Source organism: Paralcaligenes sp. KSB-10, assembly GCF_021266465.1.
Taxonomy (GTDB): Bacteria; Pseudomonadota; Gammaproteobacteria; order Burkholderiales; family Burkholderiaceae_B.
Genome location: NZ_CP089848.1, coordinates 3,546,243 through 3,568,191 on the forward strand (window position 1 = coordinate 3,546,243; position 21,949 = coordinate 3,568,191).

Below are 21,949 nucleotides of genomic sequence, written 5' to 3' on the forward strand. Positions count from 1 at the left end.
GGGGTGGCGGCCCAGGTGGGGTGAGCGAGCTTGAGTCCGCCGCGGCCGGCGCCTGGATCGGGATGCAAGGGAGCGGTTGTTTGTAGTGGTCAAGTTTTAGTGGACAGTTTCAGGCGAGTTTTTCTGGCTTCTACTTTCTCATAAACATCGGGCGCCAAGTAACCCAATGTGGAATGCATACGAATGGGGTTATAGAACAGATGGATATACCGAGCGATATCTTTAGCGGCCTCACTTTGATTGGCATAGCGTTGCGGCCAGAGCCATTCACGCTTCAGACTTAAAAAGAACCGTTCCATTACGGCGTTATCCCAACAGTTTCCGGCTCGGCTCATACTGCATTGGATGCCGTATCGGTGCAAATACTGTTGGTAAGCATCACCGGTGAACTGTGAGCCTCGATCAGAATGCAGTACCAGGCCACGAGGAGGATGGCGCTGAACCATGGCCATATCCAAGGCCTGTATGACCAGGCTGCCGCCCAGCTTGGTGGAGCTGGCCCATCCGACGACTTTGCGTGAGTACAGATCGAGTACCGCCGCCAGATAAAGCCATCCTCGTCCGGTGCCCACATGCGTAATGTCACAGACCCATGATTGATTGGGTTGTTGTACTGAGAACTGCCGATTAAGGAGGTTCTGGCCCACTCGTACATTCGGGTGGCTGTTAGGGGAGGTGACAAACCGACGCTTCCAGCGAGGTGTTAACTGTGCCTGCCTCATGAGCTTACGGACTCGATAGCGCCCAATGCTCAGTCCCTGGCTGCGTACGGCCAAGACGATACGGCGACTGCCGTAGGTTTCATGGCTGGCGTTAAAAGCAGCCCGTACGTAGACCTCTTCGCGTACATCTCGAATCGAGCGTGTCGGTGCCCGGCGGGACTTGTAATACCCAGAGCGACTTACCCCTAATAATCGACATGCGCGCGACACCACGACGGCCTTCGTTTGCAAATGCTTAACGACATCAAACCCTATCTGAGGGTTCGTGCAAAGAAGGCCGACGCTTTTTTTAGAATATCGTTATCCTCGCGTAGTTGGCGATTCTCGATTTCCAGCTCACGGATGCGCAGTTGTTCGACCGTTAACGGCTCGCTGGGCCGAGGTAACCCATTGGCGCTCTTATGCTGTTGTACCCAGCGACGCACCGCCGTGTCACCTACTCCCATAGCGATGGCCGCTTCACGCGGGGACATATCTTTATCCAGCACCAAACGAACCACTTCGTGTTTGAAGGCTGCATCAATCTTGCGAGGATGGCCGGGCTCTTGTTTCTTTGTCATGGAATCACCTTATTAAGTAATAATGATTCGCTTCAAAAGTGTCCACCAAAATTAGACCACAACAGTTTGAGCGTCAAGGGTGTCCACAGCCCGGGGGGCTGTGGACGACGCGAGTTCCGCGACCGCCCGATCCAGGCGCCGGCCGCGGGCAGTCCTGGCAACGCCAGGACCGGACGAGGCGAGCCCACCCCGCCTGGGCCGCCACCCCCGCGTCTCAAGAACGCGGATGACGAGTGGCCACAAGGCCCTCCTCACGAATCCGATGCGTCGTTTACCGTTTGAGGCTCGGCCTCGGCCCTGGGCAGCCGTACCGTAAAAGTGGTTCCCGTCCCTTCCTCGCTACGCACGCTGATTGTGCCGTGATGACGATTGACAATGGTCTTGACGAACGCCAGGCCCAGGCCGATTCCCGCGGGATTGCCGGGGGTGTCCTCGCCCAGGCGCTGGAAGGGCGTGAACAGCAAGCCGAGCTGCGCCTGGCTCATGCCGCGCCCCTGATCGCTCAGGCAAATTGCCCAGTCATTTTCCTGTGCTTCAAGATGGCAATGTATTTGGCTCCCGTCGGGGCTGTATTTGATGGCATTGTCGACAAGGTTGCCCAGCGCACGGCCCAGCAGGTCTCGGTCGCCTTCCACATACGCACACGGGGCATCGTGGATGTATTCGATGACAATGTCGCGTTTGTGGGCCAGGGTCCAGTATTCGTCGCAAACCTGGGCGAGCAGGCCTGCAAGGTCCAGCGGCCGATAAACGATCCGCCTGGATTCGGCACGGGCGAGCTGCACGAAACCGTCGACCAGGGTCAGGGTTTTATGTGAATACTGACGGATGCGCGCCAGCAGTTCAGGCTCGGGCAGGGCGGTTCCGGAATTGGCCTGCAGTTCGACGAGCGCCAGTATGGAATTTTGCGGCGAACGCATATCGTGTGAAACAAAACGCAGGGTTTCTTCACGCCGGCGCTCGGCCAGCCGGATGGGTGAAATATCCACGAGGGTAAGGATGGTTCCCGCGCATGTGCCGTCGGCTGTGCGTATGGGTACGCACTTGAGCAGTATGTCGTTGCCCTTGCTGTCGCGCAGTTCCAGGCCTTGCTGCCACAGGGTTTGCCCCGTCGCCCGGACGTCGAAGCCGGGGTTTGCCACGGCCTTCAGCGTGGCGGCGATATTTTGTCGCAAGGCTGTGTCGGTAATGATGTTTTTTAAATAGTCCTCCGCCTGCTGGCCATCCACGGTACGGGGGCCGTCCAGGCGAACGGCATAGTCCATGGCCGCGATGCTCGCGAACCGCAACTGCCCATTGGTGTCGAAAATAATGGTTGGATCGGGCGTGGCGTCCAGGCTGTCGGTAAAGAAACGCCGCAGATGCCGCGTGTGATCGATGGCCCGATGCAGTTTGATGATGCGTCCGGGCAGCGATGCGTCGCCGCGCCCGGTATCGCGAATGAGCGCTTCTTCCTTGAATGGAGCGTGTTCGCGCTGCAGCTTCGAGAGTTGATGATCGATTTGCTTCAGCGCGGCTTCCTGGCTGCGCCAGCTCCAGACCGGGTAGACCAGTGCCACGCCGATCAGGCTGGCGGTGGGCGGTATCCACAGGAGGGCATAGCGCATCAGCAGCCCATCAAGGATAAAAATCAACAATAGCAGAGACGCGGCGATAAAGAACGAACGCCGTGGCGAAAGCCGTCGCAATATCAGGCAGACCAGTAACACCGGCAGGGTGGCGAGCAGTGCGCCTTGCCACCGGTTCGGGGTGCGGATCCATTCATTCTGAAGCGTGCTTTGCAGGGCATTGGCCAGGATTTCCACGCCGGACATGGCCTGGCCGTTGTGCGCAAGAGGAGTCGGGAAGGCGTCACCCAGGCCGGTGCCCCAGGTGCCGACCAGCACGTATTTATCTTTGAAGCGCGACGCGGGCACATCGCCGTCGAGAACCGCCCAGTATGGGTACATGGTGAAATGGCCTGGCGGCCCGGCATACGGAATCAGGCGAGGCGATGTGGCTGGGCGGGCAAGCCGCGGGTCCGTGCCGGACGCCTGCAGCATTGCGAGAATGAAATGGTCGACGTATGAGCCCGAAGGCAGCGCGTGCTGCAGGGTAATCGAGCGTATGGCGCCGTCGGAATCCGGATGGATGTTTATATAGCCCAGGCCGCGGGCGGCATTGGCCATGGAAGCCAAAGGCCTTTGCACTATGCCGGAAGGCTCCAGCAGCAGGGGCAGTATGACCCTGCCTTGGGCGCCGATCGCGTTGGCGAGTTCCTGGTCGTCCGAAAGGAAAGCCGGGTTCGCTTCGCCAAAAACAATATCCAGACCAACCGCTTTCGCTTCGTGCAGCCGGTTCAGCAGCTGGGCGTGTACGGTGCGCCGCCAGGGCCAGTGCCCGATCCGCTCGAGGCTGCCGTCGTCGACGGCAATAATGATAATGTCTTGATCTGCCGGCCGTTGGGTCGATACCGACAGGCCCAGGTCATAAAAGGTATGGTCCAGGCGCGACAGGCCGGTACCGCTGCCGAAATAGCTCATCGCAAACGTGAGCAGTGTCAGAGCCACCGCTACCATTAGCCATTCGCGGTGTATGCGTCGCGCCAAGTGCCCCTGAAAACCTGCGTGTGCTCGTCCGTTCAGACGCGCCATGTCAGTAGTCCGTGAGCAATATGTAGGTGCCGGAGCCTGACAAGACCGGGGTTCCGTTCGAGGAATTCAAGACACTGGTGCCCAAGAAAGCCTGTCGGGCATCATTGCCGCCGATTCCCAAAGCGTCGATGGCGCGCACCGCAACATAATACGTGCCCGGACCCGGAGCGCTGAACTTGACGTCCGGTGCGGCGAATCGCCGACTGGATACCAAGTCGGCGCCGTCCTTGTCCGATGACACTCGAACCAGGTATTCGCTGGCTCCCGGCACCGGAGGAAAACTCAGAGACCAGCTGCCGCCTCCGGCTCGTTTCGGAGCGGAGAGGGCGGCGGCGGGCAAGAGCGTGCGTACCCCCAGGAGCTTGCCCTGCGGGTCGATGGCCGTGCCTTGATCCTGGTGCAGCGTGGCGTTTTGCGACTGTTGCGACGTGATCTGGGCCGTACCTTTGACGACTTCGCTTTGTGCGCCTCGCGTCGAAGCATGCACACGCAGGCGAGTGCCGCGCACGCCGGTAATGCTGACCGGAGTGCGAACTTCGAAGCGCCCGACCCCCGTCCCCTTGGGTGCGACGCTGGACTCGAGCGAGCCCTGCTTCATGCGGGTGATCGAGTCGATCAGGCCTGTGCCTTTGAAGGCCCGCATGCGTTCGAGCGCCAGCGTGGAGGAGGAGGGTATGGAAAGCACGCTGCCGTCGCTGAGCAGCAAGGTGACAAAGCCATCGCTGCCGGTGGCAATGGTTTTGCCCTCTGCAATCCGGTCTTGGGCCCGCAGATTCTGGCCATCGGCGCTGGCTTGCCCGCTGACGTGGGTAACCGTGGCGCTGGCGGGCAGTTCCGGGATCATTGCAAATGGAATTTTCAGCTCAAGCCCGATCGGCAGCTTGGCGGGATCCTGGACGGCATTGATGGATTGCAGCGTGTTCCAGTTGCCAGGCCCGGTCGTAAACCGCGAGGCCAGGGCGATCAGGGTGTCGTTGGGCATGACCCGGTACAGGAAGTCGTCGCCGCGCGCTCCGGAGGCCTGGGCAAATGCCGCGGTTGAGGCCGACCCGAGCATCCCGGTAATAAATAGCGATAGAAACAAGTGTCGGCCGGACATGGCATCCTTGAGTTAAGCGGTGGTATTCAGGACAAATTCGAGACGATAGCCCAATGCGTACGACGAGTTCAGGCGGACGCCGTTTTCGGGTCGCAGCTGAAGCTTTTGCCGGATATTGGAAAGGTGCGTGTCGAGTGTGCGCGAAGTGGCGGGAACCTCGCGGTTCCAGACGGCGGCGCTTAAGACATCCCTGGAGAAAAGACGGCCCGGATTGCGTAGAAACAACAGCGCCAGTTCGTATTCTTTGGGGGCAAGAGCCACTGCCTGGCCGCGCACGTGGATGGTTCCTCTGGCAGGGTCGATGGCGTAGACGCCGACATCGAAAGCCTGTGTATTCGAGGACAGGGCGTTGTTGCGCCGCGACAGCGCCGCGATGCGCGCCAGCAGCTCGGCGTGGCGTATGGGTTTGGCCATATAGTCGTCGGCACCGGCCTGCAGGCCTACCACCAGGTCTTCTTCAAGAGTGCGACTGGTCAGGAACATCAGGGGCACATTAAAACCCAGGTGCGAGCGTATCCAGCGGACGACGTCGATTCCGGAAACATCGGGAACCTCCCAGTCGATCAGCAAAAGATCGAAGGGCTGCGACTTTTGCAGTACGGCAAGCAGTTCTTTGCCTTTGGTGAAGATCGTGCACTGGTGGCCAGCTTCGGCAAGAGTGTGTTGTATTAATTGCGCTTGAGCCGGGTCATCTTCAAGGGAGGCGATATTCATAAAGTTGTTGATGAATCCTTTAAACGCGCGTGATACATAGCTTGGCAATTGCGGGTTTCGGCATGAAATCCGATTCGTGTAAGCACCAAGCCGACACATTTTATGTAAGCAATGGTACGTTAACCATACTACAGTGTCGAGCGCTCGTGGCACCGGGCCGGCCCGCAACGGAAATGTTCAGCTGTTAGTCAGTTTACAAAACTACCATACGAGAACACGCGATCAATTAAAAACAGTGCGCGGGCATTGGGCGAGGGTGAACATTGTTCCACAGGCTTTGAGCGGCCTGGCGGCGCGCAGTGGCTCTTCTCCGATGAAATGAGTTCGGCAGCGATAATTTCATGATTCCAGGAGCAATGATGTCCAAGCACTTTAAGAATCAGGACGCAATAGTCGGCTCGCGCCGAAAATTCCTGCAGATGGCAGGCGCGGTGGGTGCGGGCTCCGCACTGGGCGCGCTGTCGCTGGATGCGCTTGCCGCGACGGCCGGGTCGCCCGCTACGGTCGATCTGCCTTTTGCGAATGGCTTGCGGCAAATGGCGACTTTCCCTCAAAAACGCCCGCTGATTCTGCTGACCAGCCGTCCGCCGCAGCTTGAAACCCCCTTCAAGGTTTTCAACGATGGTATTTTTACTCCCAACGATGCCTTTTTCGTGCGCTATCACTGGAGTGGCATTCCAACCAATATCGATCCGAAGACTTATCGCCTGAATATCAAGGGCAAGGTAAACAGCCCATTGACTCTTTCCCTCGATGAAATCAAGAGCATGGGGGCCGCCGAAATTGCTGCGGTGCACCAATGTTCCGGAAATAGCCGTGGTTTCTCCAATCCGCGCGTCAATGGCGGGGAATCGGCCAACGGCGCCATGGGCAACGCGATCTGGACGGGCGTGCCTCTGAAGAAAATACTGGAAAAGGCCGGCGTGCAGGCCGGTGCCGTGCAAGTCACCTTCAATGGCCTGGATCATCCTCCTGTGGGAGACGGCCCCGATTTCATCAAGGCGCTCGATCTCGACCACGCCATGGACGGCGAAGTCATGCTTGCCTGGGCCATGAATGGCGCTGATCTGCCTATGCTCAACGGGTACCCGCTGCGCTTGATTGTGCCGGGATATTACGGCACGTATTGGGTCAAGCATTTGTCCGATATCGAGGTCGTCGATAAAACGCTCGATAATTTCTGGATGGCCAAGGCCTACCGTATTCCCGACAATGAATGCGCCTGTGTGGCGCCCGGGGGAAAAATGGAAAAATCGCGGCCCATAGGCCGGTTTTCCATCCGTTCCTTTATTACCAGCGTGCTCGATGGCGATAAAATCCCCGCCGCCAGGTCGACTCTGTTGCGAGGTATCGCCTTCGATGGCGGGTACGGCGTGACCGGCGTCGAGGTGTCCGCCGACGGTGGCCGCACCTGGCATCAGGCCAAACTGGGTAAAGACCATGGCAAATACTCCTTCCGCGAATGGACCCTGCCCTTCAAGCCGGCCAAAAAAGGCGCGCTTGAGCTGAAGGTGCGGGCCGTCAATCGCATAGGGCAGAGCCAGCCAATGGAGGGCTTGTGGAATCCGTCGGGCTATATGCGCAACGCCGTCGAAATAACTCGCGTCACCGCTATCTAGGGAAAGACTATGAAAAAGCAAATGACTCTTTTCATGGCTGGCGGCGTGGCGGCCGTGCTGCTGAGCCTGGTGGCGCTGCCGACGCAGGCCCTGGAAATTCAGCTGCCGCCCGACTCCACCGCGTTCAAGCCCAGCACGATGCCCGGGTACACACTGGTGTTGCGCAATTGCACGGCTTGCCATTCGGCGCAGTATATCCAGACCCAGCCCGCTTCCTCGCACGCGTGGTGGGAAGGCGAGGTCAAGAAAATGAAAGCGACCTACGGCGCGCAGATTCCCGATGCCGACATGCCGGCCATGGCGGAATACCTGTATGCGACCTATGGCTCGGGCAAGGGCTCCGACGAGGCCAACGCCCCCAAAACCGCAGCGAAACCGAAGTAGCGGTCTTGAAACGGCACGGTTGCGGCTGATTTGGTTGCAAATCAGCCGCACTGTTGTCTTTCATCCAGGCGCGCATGCCTGGCATGTTGACCGCCTTTATGCCTGTATGCTACGATTGCGAGCTAACTGAAAATTTCATTGCCGAATTTTCTATTTAGATGCGGCCAGCAAAACCGGCCGCAAAATGCAAGACCCGCTCTTTTACGTTATTCGTGCTGGGCGGTTTTGCGTAAACCGCCCAGGTCGTTTTGTTTCCGGCAATCAATTGCTGCAAAAAAACCGGGCGACTCATTCAAATACGTAAATCAGTGCGCCAGTACAAATGCGTACAGATCAAAGGATGCGTAAAGGTCATGCCAACCATTAGCCAACTCGTGCGCAAGCCGCGCGAAGTCAGTCGCGCGAACAGTAAGAGCCCCGCGCTCGAAAACTGCCCTCAGCGCCGTGGTGTTTGCACTCGCGTGTACACCACAACCCCTAAAAAACCTAACTCGGCGCTGCGTAAAGTCGCCAAGGTTCGTCTTACCAACGGTTTCGAAGTCATTTCGTACATCGGCGGTGAAGGCCACAACTTGCAGGAACACTCGGTGGTTCTTGTGCGCGGTGGTCGTGTAAAAGACTTGCCTGGTGTGCGTTACCACATCGTACGCGGCTCGCTCGATTTGCAAGGCGTTAAAGACCGCAAGCAATCGCGCTCCAAGTACGGTGCGAAACGCCCGAAAAAAGCCTGAAGTTCCCGGCTGGTTCATCCAGTCAAAGTGCAGCCATGGACACGGTGTCCATCGCATGTAAGTGACCATTAATGTAAATGGTCGTGGCCGTGCAAGCACGGTTCAACTGAACAGTCACAAGGAAGTAAAAAATGCCCCGTCGTCGCGAAGTTCCCAAGCGTGATATTCTCCCCGATCCCAAATTTGGCAGCGTTGACCTTGCCAAATTCATGAACGTCGTCATGTTGTCCGGCAAGAAAGCAGTTGCCGAGCGCATTGTTTATGGCGCCCTGGATCAGGTACAGGCTAAAACTGGCAAAGAGCCTATCGAGATTTTCAATCTTGCAATCACCAATATCAAGCCTATCGTTGAAGTAAAAAGCCGCCGTGTCGGTGGCGCAAACTATCAAGTGCCGGTTGAAGTGCGCCCTGTGCGCCGCCTGGCCCTCGCCATGCGCTGGTTGCGTGAAGCAGCCAAGAAGCGCGGCGAAAAATCGATGGATTTGCGTCTGGCCGGCGAGTTGCTGGATGCTTCCGAAGGCCGTGGTGCCGCAATGAAGAAACGCGAAGACACGCACAAAATGGCCGAAGCCAACAAAGCTTTCAGCCATTTCCGTTGGTAATCTAAGGATACAAAAAAATGGCCCGCAAAACCCCCATTGAGCGCTACCGCAACATAGGCATTTCTGCGCACATTGATGCAGGGAAAACCACAACCACCGAACGCATTCTGTTCTACACCGGCGTCAATCACAAAATTGGCGAAGTTCATGACGGCGCTGCCACCATGGATTGGATGGAACAAGAGCAAGAGCGCGGCATCACCATCACTTCGGCTGCCACGACGGCATTCTGGCGTGGCATGGCGGGTAATTACCCCGAGCATCGCATCAACATCATCGACACCCCGGGACACGTCGACTTTACCATCGAGGTAGAGCGTTCGATGCGTGTGCTCGACGGCGCCTGCATGGTGTATTGCGCTGTGGGCGGCGTTCAGCCTCAATCCGAAACGGTATGGCGCCAGGCCAATAAGTATGGCGTGCCGCGTTTGGCATTCGTCAACAAAATGGACCGTACCGGCGCCAATTTCTTCAAGGTTTACGATCAGCTCAAGCTGCGCCTCAAGGCCAGCCCCGTGCCGATCGTGATTCCTATCGGCGCCGAGGAAAGCTTCACCGGTGTGGTTGATCTCGTCAAGATGAAAGCCATTATCTGGGACGAAGCCAGCCAGGGCATGAAGTTCGAATACAGCGAGATCCCTGCCGAGCTTGCCGATCAAGCCAAGGAATGGCACGAGAAGCTGGTCGAGTCGGCTGCGGAGTCCTCCGAAGAACTCATGGATAAGTATCTTGAAACCGGTGTACTGACCGAAGACGAGATCAATCTGGGCATTCGCACGCGCACCATCGCCGGCGAAATCCAGCCTATGCTGTGCGGCACCGCGTTCAAGAACAAGGGCGTGCAACGCATGCTCGACGCCGTCATCGATTATCTGCCGTCGCCTGTCGATATCCCGCCTGTCGATGGCGTCGATGACGAAGGCAACGCCATTACTCGCGAAGCCAACGACGACGCGAAGTTCTCGGCATTGGCATTCAAGCTGATGAGCGATCCGTTTGTGGGTCAGCTGACCTTCGTGCGCGTTTATTCGGGTGTCTTGAAATCCGGCGATACGGTCTATAACCCCATCAAGGGCAAGAAAGAGCGTATCGGTCGTATTCTGCAGATGCACGCGAACAACCGCGCCGAAATCAAGGAAGTTCTGGCGGGCGACATCGCCGCTGTGGTGGGCCTGAAAGACGTCACGACCGGCGAAACGCTTTGCGATCTCGATTCGCACGTGTTGCTCGAGCGCATGGAGTTCCCCGAGCCCGTGATTTCGCAGGCCGTCGAACCCAAGACCAAGGCCGACCAGGAAAAAATGGGCATCGCGCTGTCGCGCCTTGCCCAGGAAGATCCTTCGTTCCGCGTACGCAGCGATGAAGAGTCCGGCCAAACCATTATTTCCGGTATGGGCGAACTGCACCTCGAAGTGCTGGTCGATCGCATGAGGCGCGAATTCGGCGTTGAAGCCAACGTCGGCAAGCCGCAAGTGGCCTACCGCGAAACGATACGCAAGACCTGCGAAGAAATCGAAGGCAAGTTCGTCAAGCAGTCGGGCGGTCGCGGCCAGTACGGCCACGTTGTGCTCAAGCTTGAGCCTTTGCCTCCCGGCGGTGGCTTCGAGTTCGTCGACGCCATCAAGGGCGGTGTGGTTCCTCGCGAATATATTCCCGCGGTCGACAAGGGCATACGCGAAACTCTGCCAGCCGGCGTGGTGGCGGGTTACCCGGTGGTCGATGTCAAGGCGACGCTGTTCTTTGGTTCGTACCACGACGTGGACTCGAACGAAAACGCCTTCCGCATGGCCGCTTCCATCGCTTTCAAAGACGGTATGCGCAAAGCCAGCCCGGTCTTGCTTGAACCCATGATGGCGGTTGAAGTCGAGACCCCCGAAGATTATGCCGGTACGGTGATGGGCGATCTGTCCTCGCGTCGCGGTATGGTTCAGGGCATGGACGACATGGTGGGCGGCGGCAAGGTTATCAAGGCAGAAGTGCCCTTGGCCGAAATGTTTGGTTATTCGACCAGCCTGCGTTCGCAAACGCAAGGTCGCGCAACCTACACCATGGAGTTCAAGCACTACTCAGAAGCACCCAAGAACGTCGCTGACGAAGTCATCAGCGCACGCGGTAAGTAATAAGGTCCGCCCATTTTCGGATGGGCGGGTAAATTTTTTGTTTCCTTGAAAATATTGATGGGATAAATCATGGCAAAAGGTAAGTTTGAACGGACCAAACCGCACGTCAACGTAGGTACGATAGGTCACGTGGACCACGGCAAAACGACGTTAACGGCGGCGATCACGACGGTGCTGTCGGCGGCGTTTGGTGGCGAGGCGAAAGGGTACGATCAGATTGACGCGGCGCCCGAAGAGAAGGCGCGCGGCATCACGATCAACACCTCGCACGTGGAATACGAGACGAAGAACCGTCACTACGCGCACGTGGACTGCCCGGGTCACGCGGACTATGTGAAGAACATGATCACGGGCGCGGCGCAGATGGACGGAGCGATTTTGGTGGTATCGGCCGCGGACGGCCCGATGCCGCAGACGCGCGAGCACATATTGCTGAGCCGCCAGGTGGGCGTGCCGTACATTATTGTGTTTTTGAACAAGGCCGACATGGTCGACGACGAGGAGTTGCTCGAGCTGGTGGAAATGGAAGTGCGCGAGTTGCTCTCGAAGTACGACTTTCCGGGCGACGACACGCCGATCATCAAGGGATCGGCCAAGCTGGCGCTGGAAGGCGACAAGGGTCCGTTGGGCGAGCAGGCGATTTTGGCGTTGGCCGAGGCGCTGGACACGTACATCCCGATGCCCGAGCGGGCGGTGGATGGGGCGTTCCTGATGCCGGTGGAAGATGTGTTCTCGATCTCGGGTCGTGGCACGGTGGTGACGGGCCGGATCGAGCGCGGCGTGGTGAAGGTGGGCGAGGAAATCGAGATTGTGGGCATCAAGGACACGGTCAAGACGACGTGCACGGGCGTGGAGATGTTCCGCAAGCTGCTGGACCAGGGCCAGGCGGGCGACAACGTGGGTATTTTGTTGCGCGGCACCAAGCGCGAGGACGTCGAGCGCGGCCAGGTGTTGTCCAAACCGGGTTCGATCAATCCGCACACGGAGTTCACCTCGGAGGTGTACATTCTGTCCAAGGAAGAGGGTGGGCGTCACACGCCGTTCTTTAACGGGTATCGCCCGCAGTTTTACTTCCGCACGACGGACGTGACGGGGACGATCGATTTGCCGAAAGACAAAGAGATGGTGTTGCCGGGCGACAACGTGTCGATGACGGTCAAGCTGATAGCGCCGATCGCCATGGAAGAGGGGCTGCGCTTTGCGATCCGCGAAGGCGGCCGTACCGTGGGCGCCGGCGTCGTTGCCAAAATCATCAAGTAAGCAGCATATCTCCAGGCGGGAATCAAGGTTCCCGCCCATTTCGTTCTTTAGGAAACACCATGAAAAACCAGAAAATCCGCATCCGCCTGAAAGCGTTCGACTACAAGCTGATCGATCAATCGGCCGCTGAAATTGTTGAAACAGCCAAGCGTACGGGTGCTGTTGTGCGTGGCCCCGTGCCACTGCCCACACGCATCCGCCGTTACGATGTGCTGCGTTCGCCGCACGTCAACAAAACGTCGCGTGATCAATTCGAAATGCGCACTCATCAGCGCCTGATGGACATTGTCGATCCAACCGACAAAACCGTCGATGCACTGATGCGCCTCGATCTGCCCGCTGGTGTAGACGTGGAAATTGCGTTGCAGTAATCTATGCTTGCATAAGCCTAGCCGGTTTAAAAAAGCGCCATGCTTGAAAAGCATGGCGCTTTTGCTTTATGGCCAGGAAACAACAGGAGAGGTGGGTCATGGGGTTAGTCCTGACATTATTGGTGTGGGTCGGCAGCGCACTGTATGCTCCGGTTGGCATGGCACAAACGCCGCCATGCAATGGCGGGGCCCCCATACGGTTTGCGAGCCAGAACTGGGAAAGCGCCGAGTTCACCATGAATGTCTTGCAGCAGATTCTGCAAAAGGCCTACGACTGCAAGACCGAGACTGTGCCGGGTACGCCGGCCGCCACCGAAACCGCGTTGGTGCAAAATGATTTGCAGGTGGTCGCCGAAGAGTGGACGGGCCGCTCGGCGATCATCGAACAGGGGATCAAATCCGGTGCGGTTCGGGTGGTGGGCAATACGCTGAAAGGGGGCGCCGAGCAGGGTTGGTACGTGCCTTATTATCTGGTCCATGGCGACCCCGAACGAGGCATCAAGGCAGCCGCCCCCAATTTGAAATCCTGGCAGGATTTGCCCGGATACAAGAATTTATTCACCGACCCCGAGGAGCCCGGGAAGGGCCGCTTTCTGAATTGCCCCAGCGGATGGGCCTGCGAGCAGTTCAATACGCGTTATTTGACGCTGTTCGGCCTGGGCAAGGACTACACGAATTTCCGCGCCGGAACGGGCGCCGCACTGGACGCCGCCATCAGCTCCGCCTACGATCAGGGCAAGCCGATATTGTTCTACTACTGGCAGCCGACCGGGTTGATGGCCAAGTACAAATTTCAGAAGATCGGTATGCCGCCCTTCAACCAGGCCTGTTGGGACGCCATGGTCAGCGGCAAGGGCCAGCCCTGCCCCAGCGATTTTCTGGTTGCCCATCTGGGGATTGCGGTGTCGTCGCCTTTTGCCGCGCAAAACCCCGAGCTTATCCAGTTATTCCAGCGCGTGCAGTTCGAGCCCACTCTGCTCGATCGGGTGATCTACACCATGACGAGCCAGCATATCCGGGGGGATATCGCTGCTCAGCGTTTTTTGCGCAAGAACCCCGAGGTCTGGCAGGCCTGGCTGCCCGCCGACAAAATAACACGCCTGGAGCAAGCCCTGGGCCTGCGGGCCGGCGCCAAGTCAGCCGGCTATTCGATATTCCCCACGCTCTCCATGAGCGACTACGTGAATCATCAGTTGCTGGCCGCGGTAAAACAGTACGGCGCCAGCCTCCACAGACTCAGCGATCTTATTCTGGATGCCATTCTGTTGCCGGTGGAACGCAGCCTGCAGGCCATCCATCCGGCCATCCTGCTTTTTCTCGTCGGCCTGCTGGCGTGGCATGCCACCCGAAAAAAATTCCTGGCCATTTGCTATGTGGCCGGCCTGTACGCCATAGGCAGCGTAGGTTTGTGGGACAAGCTGATGCAAACCTTTGCGCTGGTGCTGGTGTCCACCGTATTCGCGATTGTCCTGGGCATTCCCGTCGGCATACTCGCGGCTCGTCATCGCTGGCTGCGCCGCGTCCTGACGCCCGTACTCGATGTCATGCAGACCCTGCCCAGCTTCGTGTATCTGATTCCGGTGCTGATGTTCTTCGGGCTGGGCAAGGTGCCGGCCTTGTTTGCGACCATTATTTATGCCGTGCCGCCGCTCATACGCCTGACCACCCTGGGATTGCGCCAGGTTGATCGCAATATGGTCGAGGCGGCTCAGTCGTTTGGAGTGACTCGCTGGCAGATGCTGACGCGGGTGACTCTGCCCTTGGCTCGTCCCAGCATTATGGCGGGGGTCAATCAGACCACGATGATGTCGCTGTCGATGGTCGTGGTGGCGTCCATGATCGGTGCGCGCGGGTTGGGCGAAGACGTGCTGGCAGGCATACAGACCCTGAATGTGGGGCTGGGCTTGCAGGCCGGCCTGGCCATTGTGATCCTGGCTATCGTGATCGACCGCATTACGCAGGCATACGGCAAGTCGCAGCGCAGCACCAAACGGCGCAACAGGGTGGGTGGTGCGAAATGAACGAAACCAAAATCGAAGTTCGCAATGTGTACAAAGTATTCGGCTCCAATCAGCGTCATGCGCTGGAGCTTTTGCGCCAGGGCGGCGACAAGCAGTCGGTGCAGGCCCGAACGCAGTGCAATGTGGGCCTTGCTGGCGTCAGCCTGGCACTCCCCGCAGGCAAAATATCGTGCATCATGGGCTTGTCGGGTTCTGGAAAATCCACTCTCGTGCGCCATCTCAATCGCTTGATCGATCCATCGGCCGGTGAAATCCTGATCGACGGCCGGAATATATTGCTGCTCGATATGCCGGGCCTGCGCCAGTTGCGGCGCCGCACCATCAGCATGGTATTTCAGAACTTCGGCTTGCTGCCGCATATCAATGTGCTCGATAACGTGGCTTTCGGCCTGCATGTGCGCGGCGACGACAAGAAACGGGCCCGAGAGGCCGCGCTGGCCTGGCTGCAGCGTGTGGGCCTGAGCGATTACGGCCAAAGCTACCCCGACGAACTTTCCGGCGGCATGCGTCAACGAGTGGGCCTGGCGCGCGCCCTGGCAATGGACACCGAGATTTTGTTGATGGACGAGCCGTTTTCAGCCCTGGATCCGCTGATACGCTACGACATGCAGGATCAGCTTCTGGTTTTGCAGCAGCGGCTGCAAAAAACCATTGTTTTTATTACCCACGATATCGACGAAGCCTTGCGGTTGGGCCAGCATATCGCCATCCTGCGGGACGGCAGGGTCGAGCAGGCCGGCCCGCCCGACGAAATCAGGAACCGGCCCGCCAATGATTACGTCGAACGTTTTGTGGTGCGGCGCACGGCATAGTTTCGCGCAGCTTGTGACGCGCGTCTGTAATTTACGGAATTGGGCCTTTATCGGGCTGAATATAGACGTGTATCTCTTGCGCCGATGGTTGTAATATGACACTCCATTCTATGAAAAGAATCACATGAATGATCGAAAACATCAACTCGGCGCTTAGAAAGCAGTCGCGCTTGCCTCTGTCGCTCAGGGTCAAGTACATCTTGCGAGAGAGGTTGGAGAACGGCGAATGGCCGGTCGGTTCGCGCATTCCCACCTTGCTGGATTTCGTCGCCGAATACGGAGTGTCCCGGGCGACGGTACGCGCGGCGCTTGACGAACTCGAGCGTGAAGGCCTGATCGAGCGCACGCGAGGCAAAGGTACGTTCGTGATTGGCGATGCCACCAAAGAGCGTTGGCTGATGTTGCCCGGAGACTGGCATTCACTGGTACGGCATATCGAGAACCTGCGGGTTCGCTTTGTGGTGCTCGATAGCGGCTACGGTACGCTTCCTGCCGAAGTGCAGGGGCAGGCTGGCAGTGGGCTTTATTGGTGGACCATGCGGGTAAACTGGACCGACGATATGCCCTATAGCATCAATACCGTCTATGTCATCAAGCGCTTGGTGGATCTGAAAAAATCGGCCTTCAAGTCCGAGCCGGTACTGCCTGTGATCAACCGGTATTTCAAAGACGAACTGCATACGGCTACGCAAATATTGACGATCCGGTCCGCCGACGCCCTGGTCGCCAAGCAATTGCATATCGAGATCGGCACGGCGGTAGCGCAGGCGCTGCGGGTCGCGCGCAACGAGCAGCAAGAGATCGTATATGTTGCGCGAGTCCTGTATCCGGCCAAGCACCTGTGCGTCGAGACGCAATTCCATCCGCGCGACGAAGCGGATTGATGCCGCATTTTGCGGAAAATTTGAATTTTACTGATTGACTTCTTCAAAAAAAATGATAAAGTCACAAAAAACGGACTTTGATACTTTAAAAGACTCTTGTCCATGAAATTTGGCTGCGGATCGGCCTGCCGTGGGCTTGAGAGTTCTTGGGCTTTAGGAGACACACTTGAAAATCACTATGCTTGGCACGGGTGCGGCGCTACCCGATCCCGATAGGGCGCAATCGTCGATTCTGGTCACCCTGGATAATGGCCGGAATTATCTGTTCGACTGCGGCGAAGGTTCAACGCGCCAGATGGTGCGGGCCAATATCAATCCCGCCGACGTGGGCTGGGTATTCATCAGCCACTTGCATTACGATCATGTCTGCGGCCTGCCCTTTTTTGTCTTGTCCAGCTGGGTGTTCAACCGCGAAGGCCGGCTTAAAGTGTACGGGCCGCGCGGTACACAGGACTTCGTCGACCATTCGTTTGAAAACGGCGCCTTCAAGGTCGATATCCAGGCTCGTGCCTCTTATGGCGTGCGACAGAAGAATATCGAGGCGGTGCGTCCGCTGGTAACCGAGGTCAGTCCTGGCCTGATCTACCAGGACGAAGACGTCAAGATTTACGTCGATCTCGTTGACCATATCCCCACGGAAATTACCGATTGCTTCGGCATTCGCCTGGAAGCCGAGGGCAAGGTCGTGGCTTTCAGCGGCGACACCAAGCCGTGCGAGTCCATGATACGGCTGGCCAAGGATGCCGACCTGCTGATCCACGAATGCACCTTTCCCGAGTCGTTCCTGGCGCATCGGGCTAAATCCGGGGTCGGCACCTACGCACACACGAGCCCTTTGGAATTAGGGAAAATTGCCACGCAAGCCAATGTGCAGGCACTCGTTGCCACCCATTTCGGGCATTACGACTCCACCAGCCCGGTGATCAAGCGGGCGGCAGCGAATCACCTGCCCGTGGACTTGATGGGCCCGGACATGCTTGATGAAGTTGTGCGGGACTTGCGCAAGAACTACAAGGGATCGATACGGCTGGCCCATGATTTGATGCGGATCGATTTATAGTAAGGCGGTGCGTGGAAATCTGGCCAGGGCACTGAGTTAGAAGCTTTATGAAAAAGAGGTGCCGGCCTTTGCCCTTATGCCGTTGTCCGGGAGATAGATTATGTTTGCAAGGCGTTATGGATTAGGTAAATGGCTGGCCGTTTTAGGCCTGAGCTTCAGTGCGGCCGCCGCCGCGGCTTATCCAGATCATCCGATACGGGTGGTATTGCCGTATGCCGCGGGAGCGGCCGGGGATATCGTGTTCAGGATGCTGCAGCCCGGATTGAACAAAGAATTGGGCCAGTCGGTCGTACTGGACTACAAATCGGGAGCGGGCGGAAACATCGGCACGCAAGAGGTGGTGCGCGCGGCCCCAGACGGCTATACCCTGGTATTTGGCGCAACCAATAATTTCGTCATCAACCAGTTCCTCTACAAGATGAACTTCGATCCCCTGAAAGCTTTGGAGCCCATCGCCAAGGTGGCCGAGGTTCCCGCATTCATTTATCTGAACGCCAATGTGCCGGCGCATGATTTTGCCGAATTCAAGGCTTATGCCGCACAACATCCAGGCGTCCTGAACTATGGCACGCCGGGCGCCGGCACCACTCCGGCCCTGTCGGGCTGGATGTTGTCCGAGGCCGTGCATGGCGACATGACGGCCATTACGTATCGCGGGTCGGCCCCGGGCGTGCAGGCGTTGCTATCCAATCAGATCCAGGTCTATATCGGCGGCTACGGAGTGGCTTCCGCTTATCTGCCTTCCGGCAAGCTGCGCGTTTTGGCGGTTGCCCTGCCCAAAAGGTTCGCCGAATTGCCGGATGTCCCTACTACCAAAGAAGTGGGCATAGGCGATGCCGTGGTCAGCAACTGGTGGGGACTGGCGGCGCCCAAAGGCACTCCGGCCGCGGTGGTGGCGCGCATCGAGCAGGCCCTGCATAAGGTACTGGCCGATCCGGCAATCCAGCAAAAGCTGCAAGCCCAGGGCTTTTTGGTCAATCTGGGCAGCGCAGCCGCGTTCAAGGCCGATCTGCAAAAAGAGGCGCCCTACTGGCAGGATGTCATCAAGCGTTCGGGCGTGAAGATCAATTGATCCGGGTGCTTGTGGCGCGCAGGCAATACGGCATCGGCAAACAGGCATTCTTGGCAGGCAGCAGCTTGCCAAGTGGGCAAAATCCGTGTTAAAGTTGTTAGCTTAGCCAAAGTTCTTGGTTATGTGATTGCGTGCGCAAGCACATATTACATTTGCGTGGCGGGGGAAGTAACCTTGCGCCGCGCCTAATTAGCCCCGACCAATCGTAGTTGGGAATGGAGAAAACGATGTCGAATCCGACACCTACGCCTGCCGCCTATCGGCTGGGACTCGTGGGGCGCAAAGTCGGCATGACCCGTATTTTTACCGAGGAAGGCGAGTCCATCCCGGTTACAGTACTGGACGTGTCGAACAACCGCGTTACCCAAGTCAAGTCGCCAGAAGTCGATGGTTATGCAGCCGTGCAAGTTGCCTATGGTAGCCGTCGCGCCTCGCGCGTGACCAAGCCGGTGGCAGGGCATTATGCCAAAGCCGGCACCGAAGCCGGTAGCATCCTCAAAGAATTCCGTCTAGACCCCGCCAAAGCCGCTGAGTTTTCAGCCGGTGCCGTCGTGGCCGTTGAAAGCGTATTCGAAGCAGGCCAGAAAGTTGATGTAACAGGCACGACGATCGGTAAAGGCTTTGCCGGCACGATCAAGCGTCACCATTTCAAATCGCAACGTGCTTCGCACGGTAACTCGCGTTCGCATCGCGTTCCGGGTTCGATTGGTCAGGCACAGGATCCGGGTCGTATTTTCCCGGGTAAGCGCATGTCCGGCCATTTGGGTGATGCGACTCGTACTGTTCAAAATCTCGACATCGTTCGTGTCGACGCAGAACGCGGTTTGTTGTTGGTCAAGGGCGCTGTCCCCGGCCACAAGAATTCCGATGTCATCGTGCGTCCGGCCATCAAGATGTCGGCCAAGAAAGGAGCTTAATCATGGAACTCAAGCTCCTGAATGACCAGGGTCACTCTGCTTCGACCTTCGCCGCGCCCGACACAGTGTTCGGCCGCGATTTCAACGAGGCGCTCGTACACCAGATCGTCGTGGCGTTTCAAGCCAATGCGCGCAGCGGCAATCGTGCGCAAAAAGATCGTGCAGAAGTCAAGCACAGCACCAAAAAACCCTGGCGCCAAAAAGGCACCGGTCGTGCCCGTTCGGGTATGACATCCTCGCCCATCTGGCGTGGGGGTGGTCGTGCATTCCCGAACTCACCTGAAGAAAACTTCAGCCAGAAGGTCAACAAGAAAATGTATCGCGCCGGTATCCGTGCGATCCTTTCCCAGTTGGCCCGCGAAGATCGTATCGCCGTGGTGGACACCTTTGCTCTCGAATCTCCCAAGACCAAGCTGGCCGCTGCCAAGCTCAAAGGCATGGGTCTCGAGTCGGTTCTCATCATTACCGATGTGCTCGACGAAAACGTTTATCTCGCAACGCGCAATTTGCCGCACGTTGCCGTGGTCGAACCGCGTTATGCCGATCCGCTGTCGTTGATCCACTATAAAAAAGTGCTGATCACCAAGCCGGCCATCGCTCAATTCGAGGAGATGTTGGGATGAACGCCGAACGTTTAATGCAAATTATCCTGGCTCCGATCGTGACTGAAAAAGCTACCTTCGTTGCCGAAAAAAATCAGCAAGTCGCTTTCCGTGTCGTCGCCGATGCTACCAAGCCCGAAATCAAGGCCGCCGTCGAACTCCTGTTCAAGGTGGAAGTCGAGTCCGTGCAGGTCCTGAACCGCAAGGGCAAGGAAAAACGCTTTGGTCGTTACATGGGTCGCCGTCGCAATGAGCGCAAGGCATATGTCTCGCTCAAAGACGGTCAGGAACTCGACTTTACGGAGGTGAACTAAATGGCACTCGTAAAAGTCAAGCCGACTTCGGCTGGCCGCCGCGGCATGATCAAGGTCGTCAGCCCTGATCTGCACAAAGGCGCGCCATTCGCAGCTCTGCTCGAAAAGAAAACGCGTGGTTCGGGCCGTAACAACAACGGCCACATCACGGTTCGCCATCGTGGCGGCGGTCACAAGCAGCATTATCGTCTGGTCGACTTTCGTCGCAGCAAAGACGGCATTCCTGCCAAGGTTGAACGCCTCGAATACGATCCCAACCGCACTGCGCACATTGCGCTGCTTTGCTATGCAGACGGTGAACGCAGCTACATCATCGCCCCTCGTGGTCTGGCGGTAGGCGCAACGCTGGTGTCCGGGGTGGAAGCTCCGATCCGCGCCGGCAATACCCTGCCTATCCGCAATATTCCCGTGGGTACGACGATACACTGCATCGAGATGCTGCCTGGCAAAGGCGCGCAAATGGCGCGTTCGGCCGGCGCATCGGCCGTCCTGCTGGCTCGCGAAGGCACCTATGCCCAAGTGCGCCTGCGTTCGGGTGAAGTGCGTCGCGTACACATCGACTGCCGCGCAACGATTGGCGAAGTCGGCAACGAAGAACATAGCTTGCGTCAAATCGGCAAAGCCGGTGCCATGCGCTGGCGCGGTGTCCGTCCTACGGTGCGTGGCGTTGCCATGAACCCGGTCGATCACCCGCACGGTGGTGGTGAAGGACGTACTGGTGAAGGTCGGGAACCGGTCAGCCCATGGGGCACGCCGGCCAAGGGCTTCAGAACCCGTCGTAACAAGCGCACAGACAATATGATTGTCTCGCGTCGCAAGCGCAAGTAAGGGGCGAACAACATGTCACGTTCGATCAAGAAAGGTCCATTCGTCGACGCGCATCTGATCAAAAAGGTCGATGCTGCCGTCGGAGGCAAGGACAAAAAGCCGATCAAAACCTGGTCGCGCCGTTCCACCATACTGCCCGAGTTCATTGGGCTGACGATTGCTGTGCACAATGGTCGCCAGCACGTTCCCGTTTACATCAACGAGAACATGGTCGGCCACAAGCTCGGCGAGTTCGCCCTGACCCGTACGTTCAAGGGCCATGCTGCGGACAAGAAGGCCAAGAGGTAAGCGATGGAAACTACAGCTATCATTCGTGGAGTCCATATTTCAGCGCAAAAGACGCGCCTTGTTGCGGACACCGTCCGTGGCAAATCGGTGTCTCAGGCCCTGAATATCCTGACTTTCACACCCAAAAAAGCCGCGGGCATACTCAAGAAAGCACTTGAGTCCGCGATCGCCAACGCCGAGCACAACGACGGCGCCGATATCGACGAGCTTAAAGTCACCACTATTTATGTGGACAAGGCTCAATCGATGAAGCGTTTCTCCGCCCGTGCCAAAGGCCGCGGTAACCGTATCGAGAAGCAGACTTGCCACATTGTGGTCAAAGTCGGCGCTTAAGGA

General features: G+C 57.8%; 22 protein-coding genes and 1 pseudogene. 19 read left to right on the plus strand and 4 right to left on the minus strand.

Translation table 11 applies throughout. The features are described from left to right. Positions 1-89: 89 nt before the first annotated feature. From LSG25_RS16255 to LSG25_RS16270, 4 genes are all read right to left on the minus strand, one after another. Positions 90-1,282, minus strand: a protein-coding gene (locus LSG25_RS16255) for an IS3 family transposase (RefSeq protein ID WP_232741933.1) whose coding sequence is annotated in 2 segments (ribosomal slippage) — positions 90-1,003 and positions 1,003-1,282 — 1,194 coding nt in all. Because the reading frame shifts where the segments join, the coding sequence is not laid out codon by codon here. A 251-nt stretch (positions 1,283-1,533) separates the two neighbouring features. Beyond that, positions 1,534-3,915, minus strand: coding sequence for a CHASE2 domain-containing protein (locus LSG25_RS16260; protein WP_232741934.1), 2,382 nt, complete (start codon positions 3,913-3,915; stop codon positions 1,534-1,536). Position 3,916: 1 nt separating this feature from the next. Further along, positions 3,917-5,014, minus strand: a complete 1,098-nt coding sequence (locus tag LSG25_RS16265) for a FecR domain-containing protein (RefSeq protein ID WP_232741935.1) — start codon at positions 5,012-5,014, stop codon at positions 3,917-3,919. Positions 5,015-5,026: 12 nt separating this feature from the next. Beyond that, the gene (locus LSG25_RS16270; RefSeq protein WP_232741936.1) at positions 5,027-5,728 is read right to left on the minus strand and encodes a response regulator transcription factor; all 702 of its coding nucleotides are present in this window, start codon (positions 5,726-5,728) and stop codon (positions 5,027-5,029) included. Between the two features lie 341 nt (positions 5,729-6,069). On the opposite strand from LSG25_RS16270, the gene LSG25_RS16275 reads away from it, so the two are divergent. The 19 genes and pseudogenes from LSG25_RS16275 to rplV all read left to right on the plus strand — a co-directional run bounded on the left by LSG25_RS16275 (position 6,070) and on the right by rplV (position 21,946). Next, the gene (locus LSG25_RS16275; RefSeq protein WP_232741937.1) at positions 6,070-7,347 is read left to right on the plus strand and encodes a molybdopterin-dependent oxidoreductase; all 1,278 of its coding nucleotides are present in this window, start codon (positions 6,070-6,072) and stop codon (positions 7,345-7,347) included. A gap of 9 nt (positions 7,348-7,356) precedes the next feature. Continuing rightward, positions 7,357-7,731: a cytochrome c gene (locus LSG25_RS16280; RefSeq protein WP_232741938.1), complete on the plus strand. Its 375-nt coding sequence runs from the start codon at positions 7,357-7,359 to the stop codon at positions 7,729-7,731. A 353-nt stretch (positions 7,732-8,084) separates the two neighbouring features. Continuing rightward, complete coding sequence (gene rpsL / locus LSG25_RS16285) at positions 8,085-8,462, plus strand: 30S ribosomal protein S12 (RefSeq protein ID WP_113932179.1); 378 nt, start codon at positions 8,085-8,087, stop codon at positions 8,460-8,462. 131 nt (positions 8,463-8,593) lie between these two features. Next, positions 8,594-9,064: a 30S ribosomal protein S7 gene (gene rpsG, locus LSG25_RS16290; RefSeq protein WP_232741939.1), complete on the plus strand. Its 471-nt coding sequence runs from the start codon at positions 8,594-8,596 to the stop codon at positions 9,062-9,064. 17 nt (positions 9,065-9,081) lie between these two features. Beyond that, entirely contained in the window at positions 9,082-11,184 is a 2,103-nt protein-coding gene (gene fusA, locus LSG25_RS16295) for an elongation factor G (RefSeq protein ID WP_232741940.1), read from the plus strand. 69 nt (positions 11,185-11,253) lie between these two features. Then, on the plus strand, positions 11,254-12,444 hold the full coding sequence (tuf, locus tag LSG25_RS16300; RefSeq protein WP_232741924.1) for an elongation factor Tu: 1,191 nt from the start codon (positions 11,254-11,256) through the stop codon (positions 12,442-12,444). A 59-nt stretch (positions 12,445-12,503) separates the two neighbouring features. Beyond that, complete coding sequence (gene rpsJ, locus LSG25_RS16305; protein WP_013743964.1) at positions 12,504-12,815, plus strand: 30S ribosomal protein S10; 312 nt, start codon at positions 12,504-12,506, stop codon at positions 12,813-12,815. Positions 12,816-12,973: 158 nt separating this feature from the next. Continuing rightward, positions 12,974-13,855 (plus strand): annotated as a pseudogene (locus tag LSG25_RS20525) (glycine betaine ABC transporter substrate-binding protein); the annotation flags it as partial. A gap of 111 nt (positions 13,856-13,966) precedes the next feature. Next, entirely contained in the window at positions 13,967-14,836 is an 870-nt protein-coding gene (locus LSG25_RS20530) for an ABC transporter permease (RefSeq protein WP_370636014.1), read from the plus strand. Continuing rightward, positions 14,833-15,648 carry an ATP-binding cassette domain-containing protein gene (locus tag LSG25_RS16315; RefSeq protein WP_232741942.1) on the plus strand — a complete coding sequence of 272 codons (816 nt, stop codon included), beginning with the start codon at positions 14,833-14,835 and terminating at the stop codon, positions 15,646-15,648. Before LSG25_RS20530 ends, LSG25_RS16315 begins: the two co-directional genes overlap by 4 nt. Before the next feature lie 128 nt (positions 15,649-15,776). Then, complete coding sequence (locus LSG25_RS16320; RefSeq protein WP_232741943.1) at positions 15,777-16,532, plus strand: GntR family transcriptional regulator; 756 nt, start codon at positions 15,777-15,779, stop codon at positions 16,530-16,532. 166 nt (positions 16,533-16,698) lie between these two features. Beyond that, positions 16,699-17,592 (plus strand): MBL fold metallo-hydrolase, encoded by an 894-nt coding sequence (locus LSG25_RS16325; RefSeq protein ID WP_232741944.1) that lies wholly within the window; start codon positions 16,699-16,701, stop codon positions 17,590-17,592. A gap of 100 nt (positions 17,593-17,692) precedes the next feature. Continuing rightward, positions 17,693-18,664 (plus strand): tripartite tricarboxylate transporter substrate binding protein, encoded by a 972-nt coding sequence (locus tag LSG25_RS16330; protein ID WP_232741945.1) that lies wholly within the window; start codon positions 17,693-17,695, stop codon positions 18,662-18,664. A 227-nt stretch (positions 18,665-18,891) separates the two neighbouring features. Further along, positions 18,892-19,581: a 50S ribosomal protein L3 gene (gene rplC, locus LSG25_RS16335; protein WP_232741946.1), complete on the plus strand. Its 690-nt coding sequence runs from the start codon at positions 18,892-18,894 to the stop codon at positions 19,579-19,581. A 2-nt stretch (positions 19,582-19,583) separates the two neighbouring features. After that, positions 19,584-20,204, plus strand: coding sequence for a 50S ribosomal protein L4 (rplD, locus tag LSG25_RS16340; protein ID WP_232741947.1), 621 nt, complete (start codon positions 19,584-19,586; stop codon positions 20,202-20,204). Beyond that, positions 20,201-20,497, plus strand: coding sequence for a 50S ribosomal protein L23 (gene rplW, locus LSG25_RS16345; RefSeq protein WP_232741948.1), 297 nt, complete (start codon positions 20,201-20,203; stop codon positions 20,495-20,497). Before rplD ends, rplW begins: the two co-directional genes overlap by 4 nt. Continuing rightward, entirely contained in the window at positions 20,498-21,325 is an 828-nt protein-coding gene (gene rplB / locus LSG25_RS16350; protein WP_232741949.1) for a 50S ribosomal protein L2, read from the plus strand. It abuts the gene before it with no gap. A gap of 12 nt (positions 21,326-21,337) precedes the next feature. Beyond that, the gene (rpsS, locus tag LSG25_RS16355; protein WP_232741950.1) at positions 21,338-21,613 is read left to right on the plus strand and encodes a 30S ribosomal protein S19; all 276 of its coding nucleotides are present in this window, start codon (positions 21,338-21,340) and stop codon (positions 21,611-21,613) included. 3 nt (positions 21,614-21,616) lie between these two features. Continuing rightward, positions 21,617-21,946 carry a 50S ribosomal protein L22 gene (gene rplV, locus LSG25_RS16360; protein ID WP_232741951.1) on the plus strand — a complete coding sequence of 110 codons (330 nt, stop codon included), beginning with the start codon at positions 21,617-21,619 and terminating at the stop codon, positions 21,944-21,946. Positions 21,947-21,949: the final 3 nt, after the last annotated feature.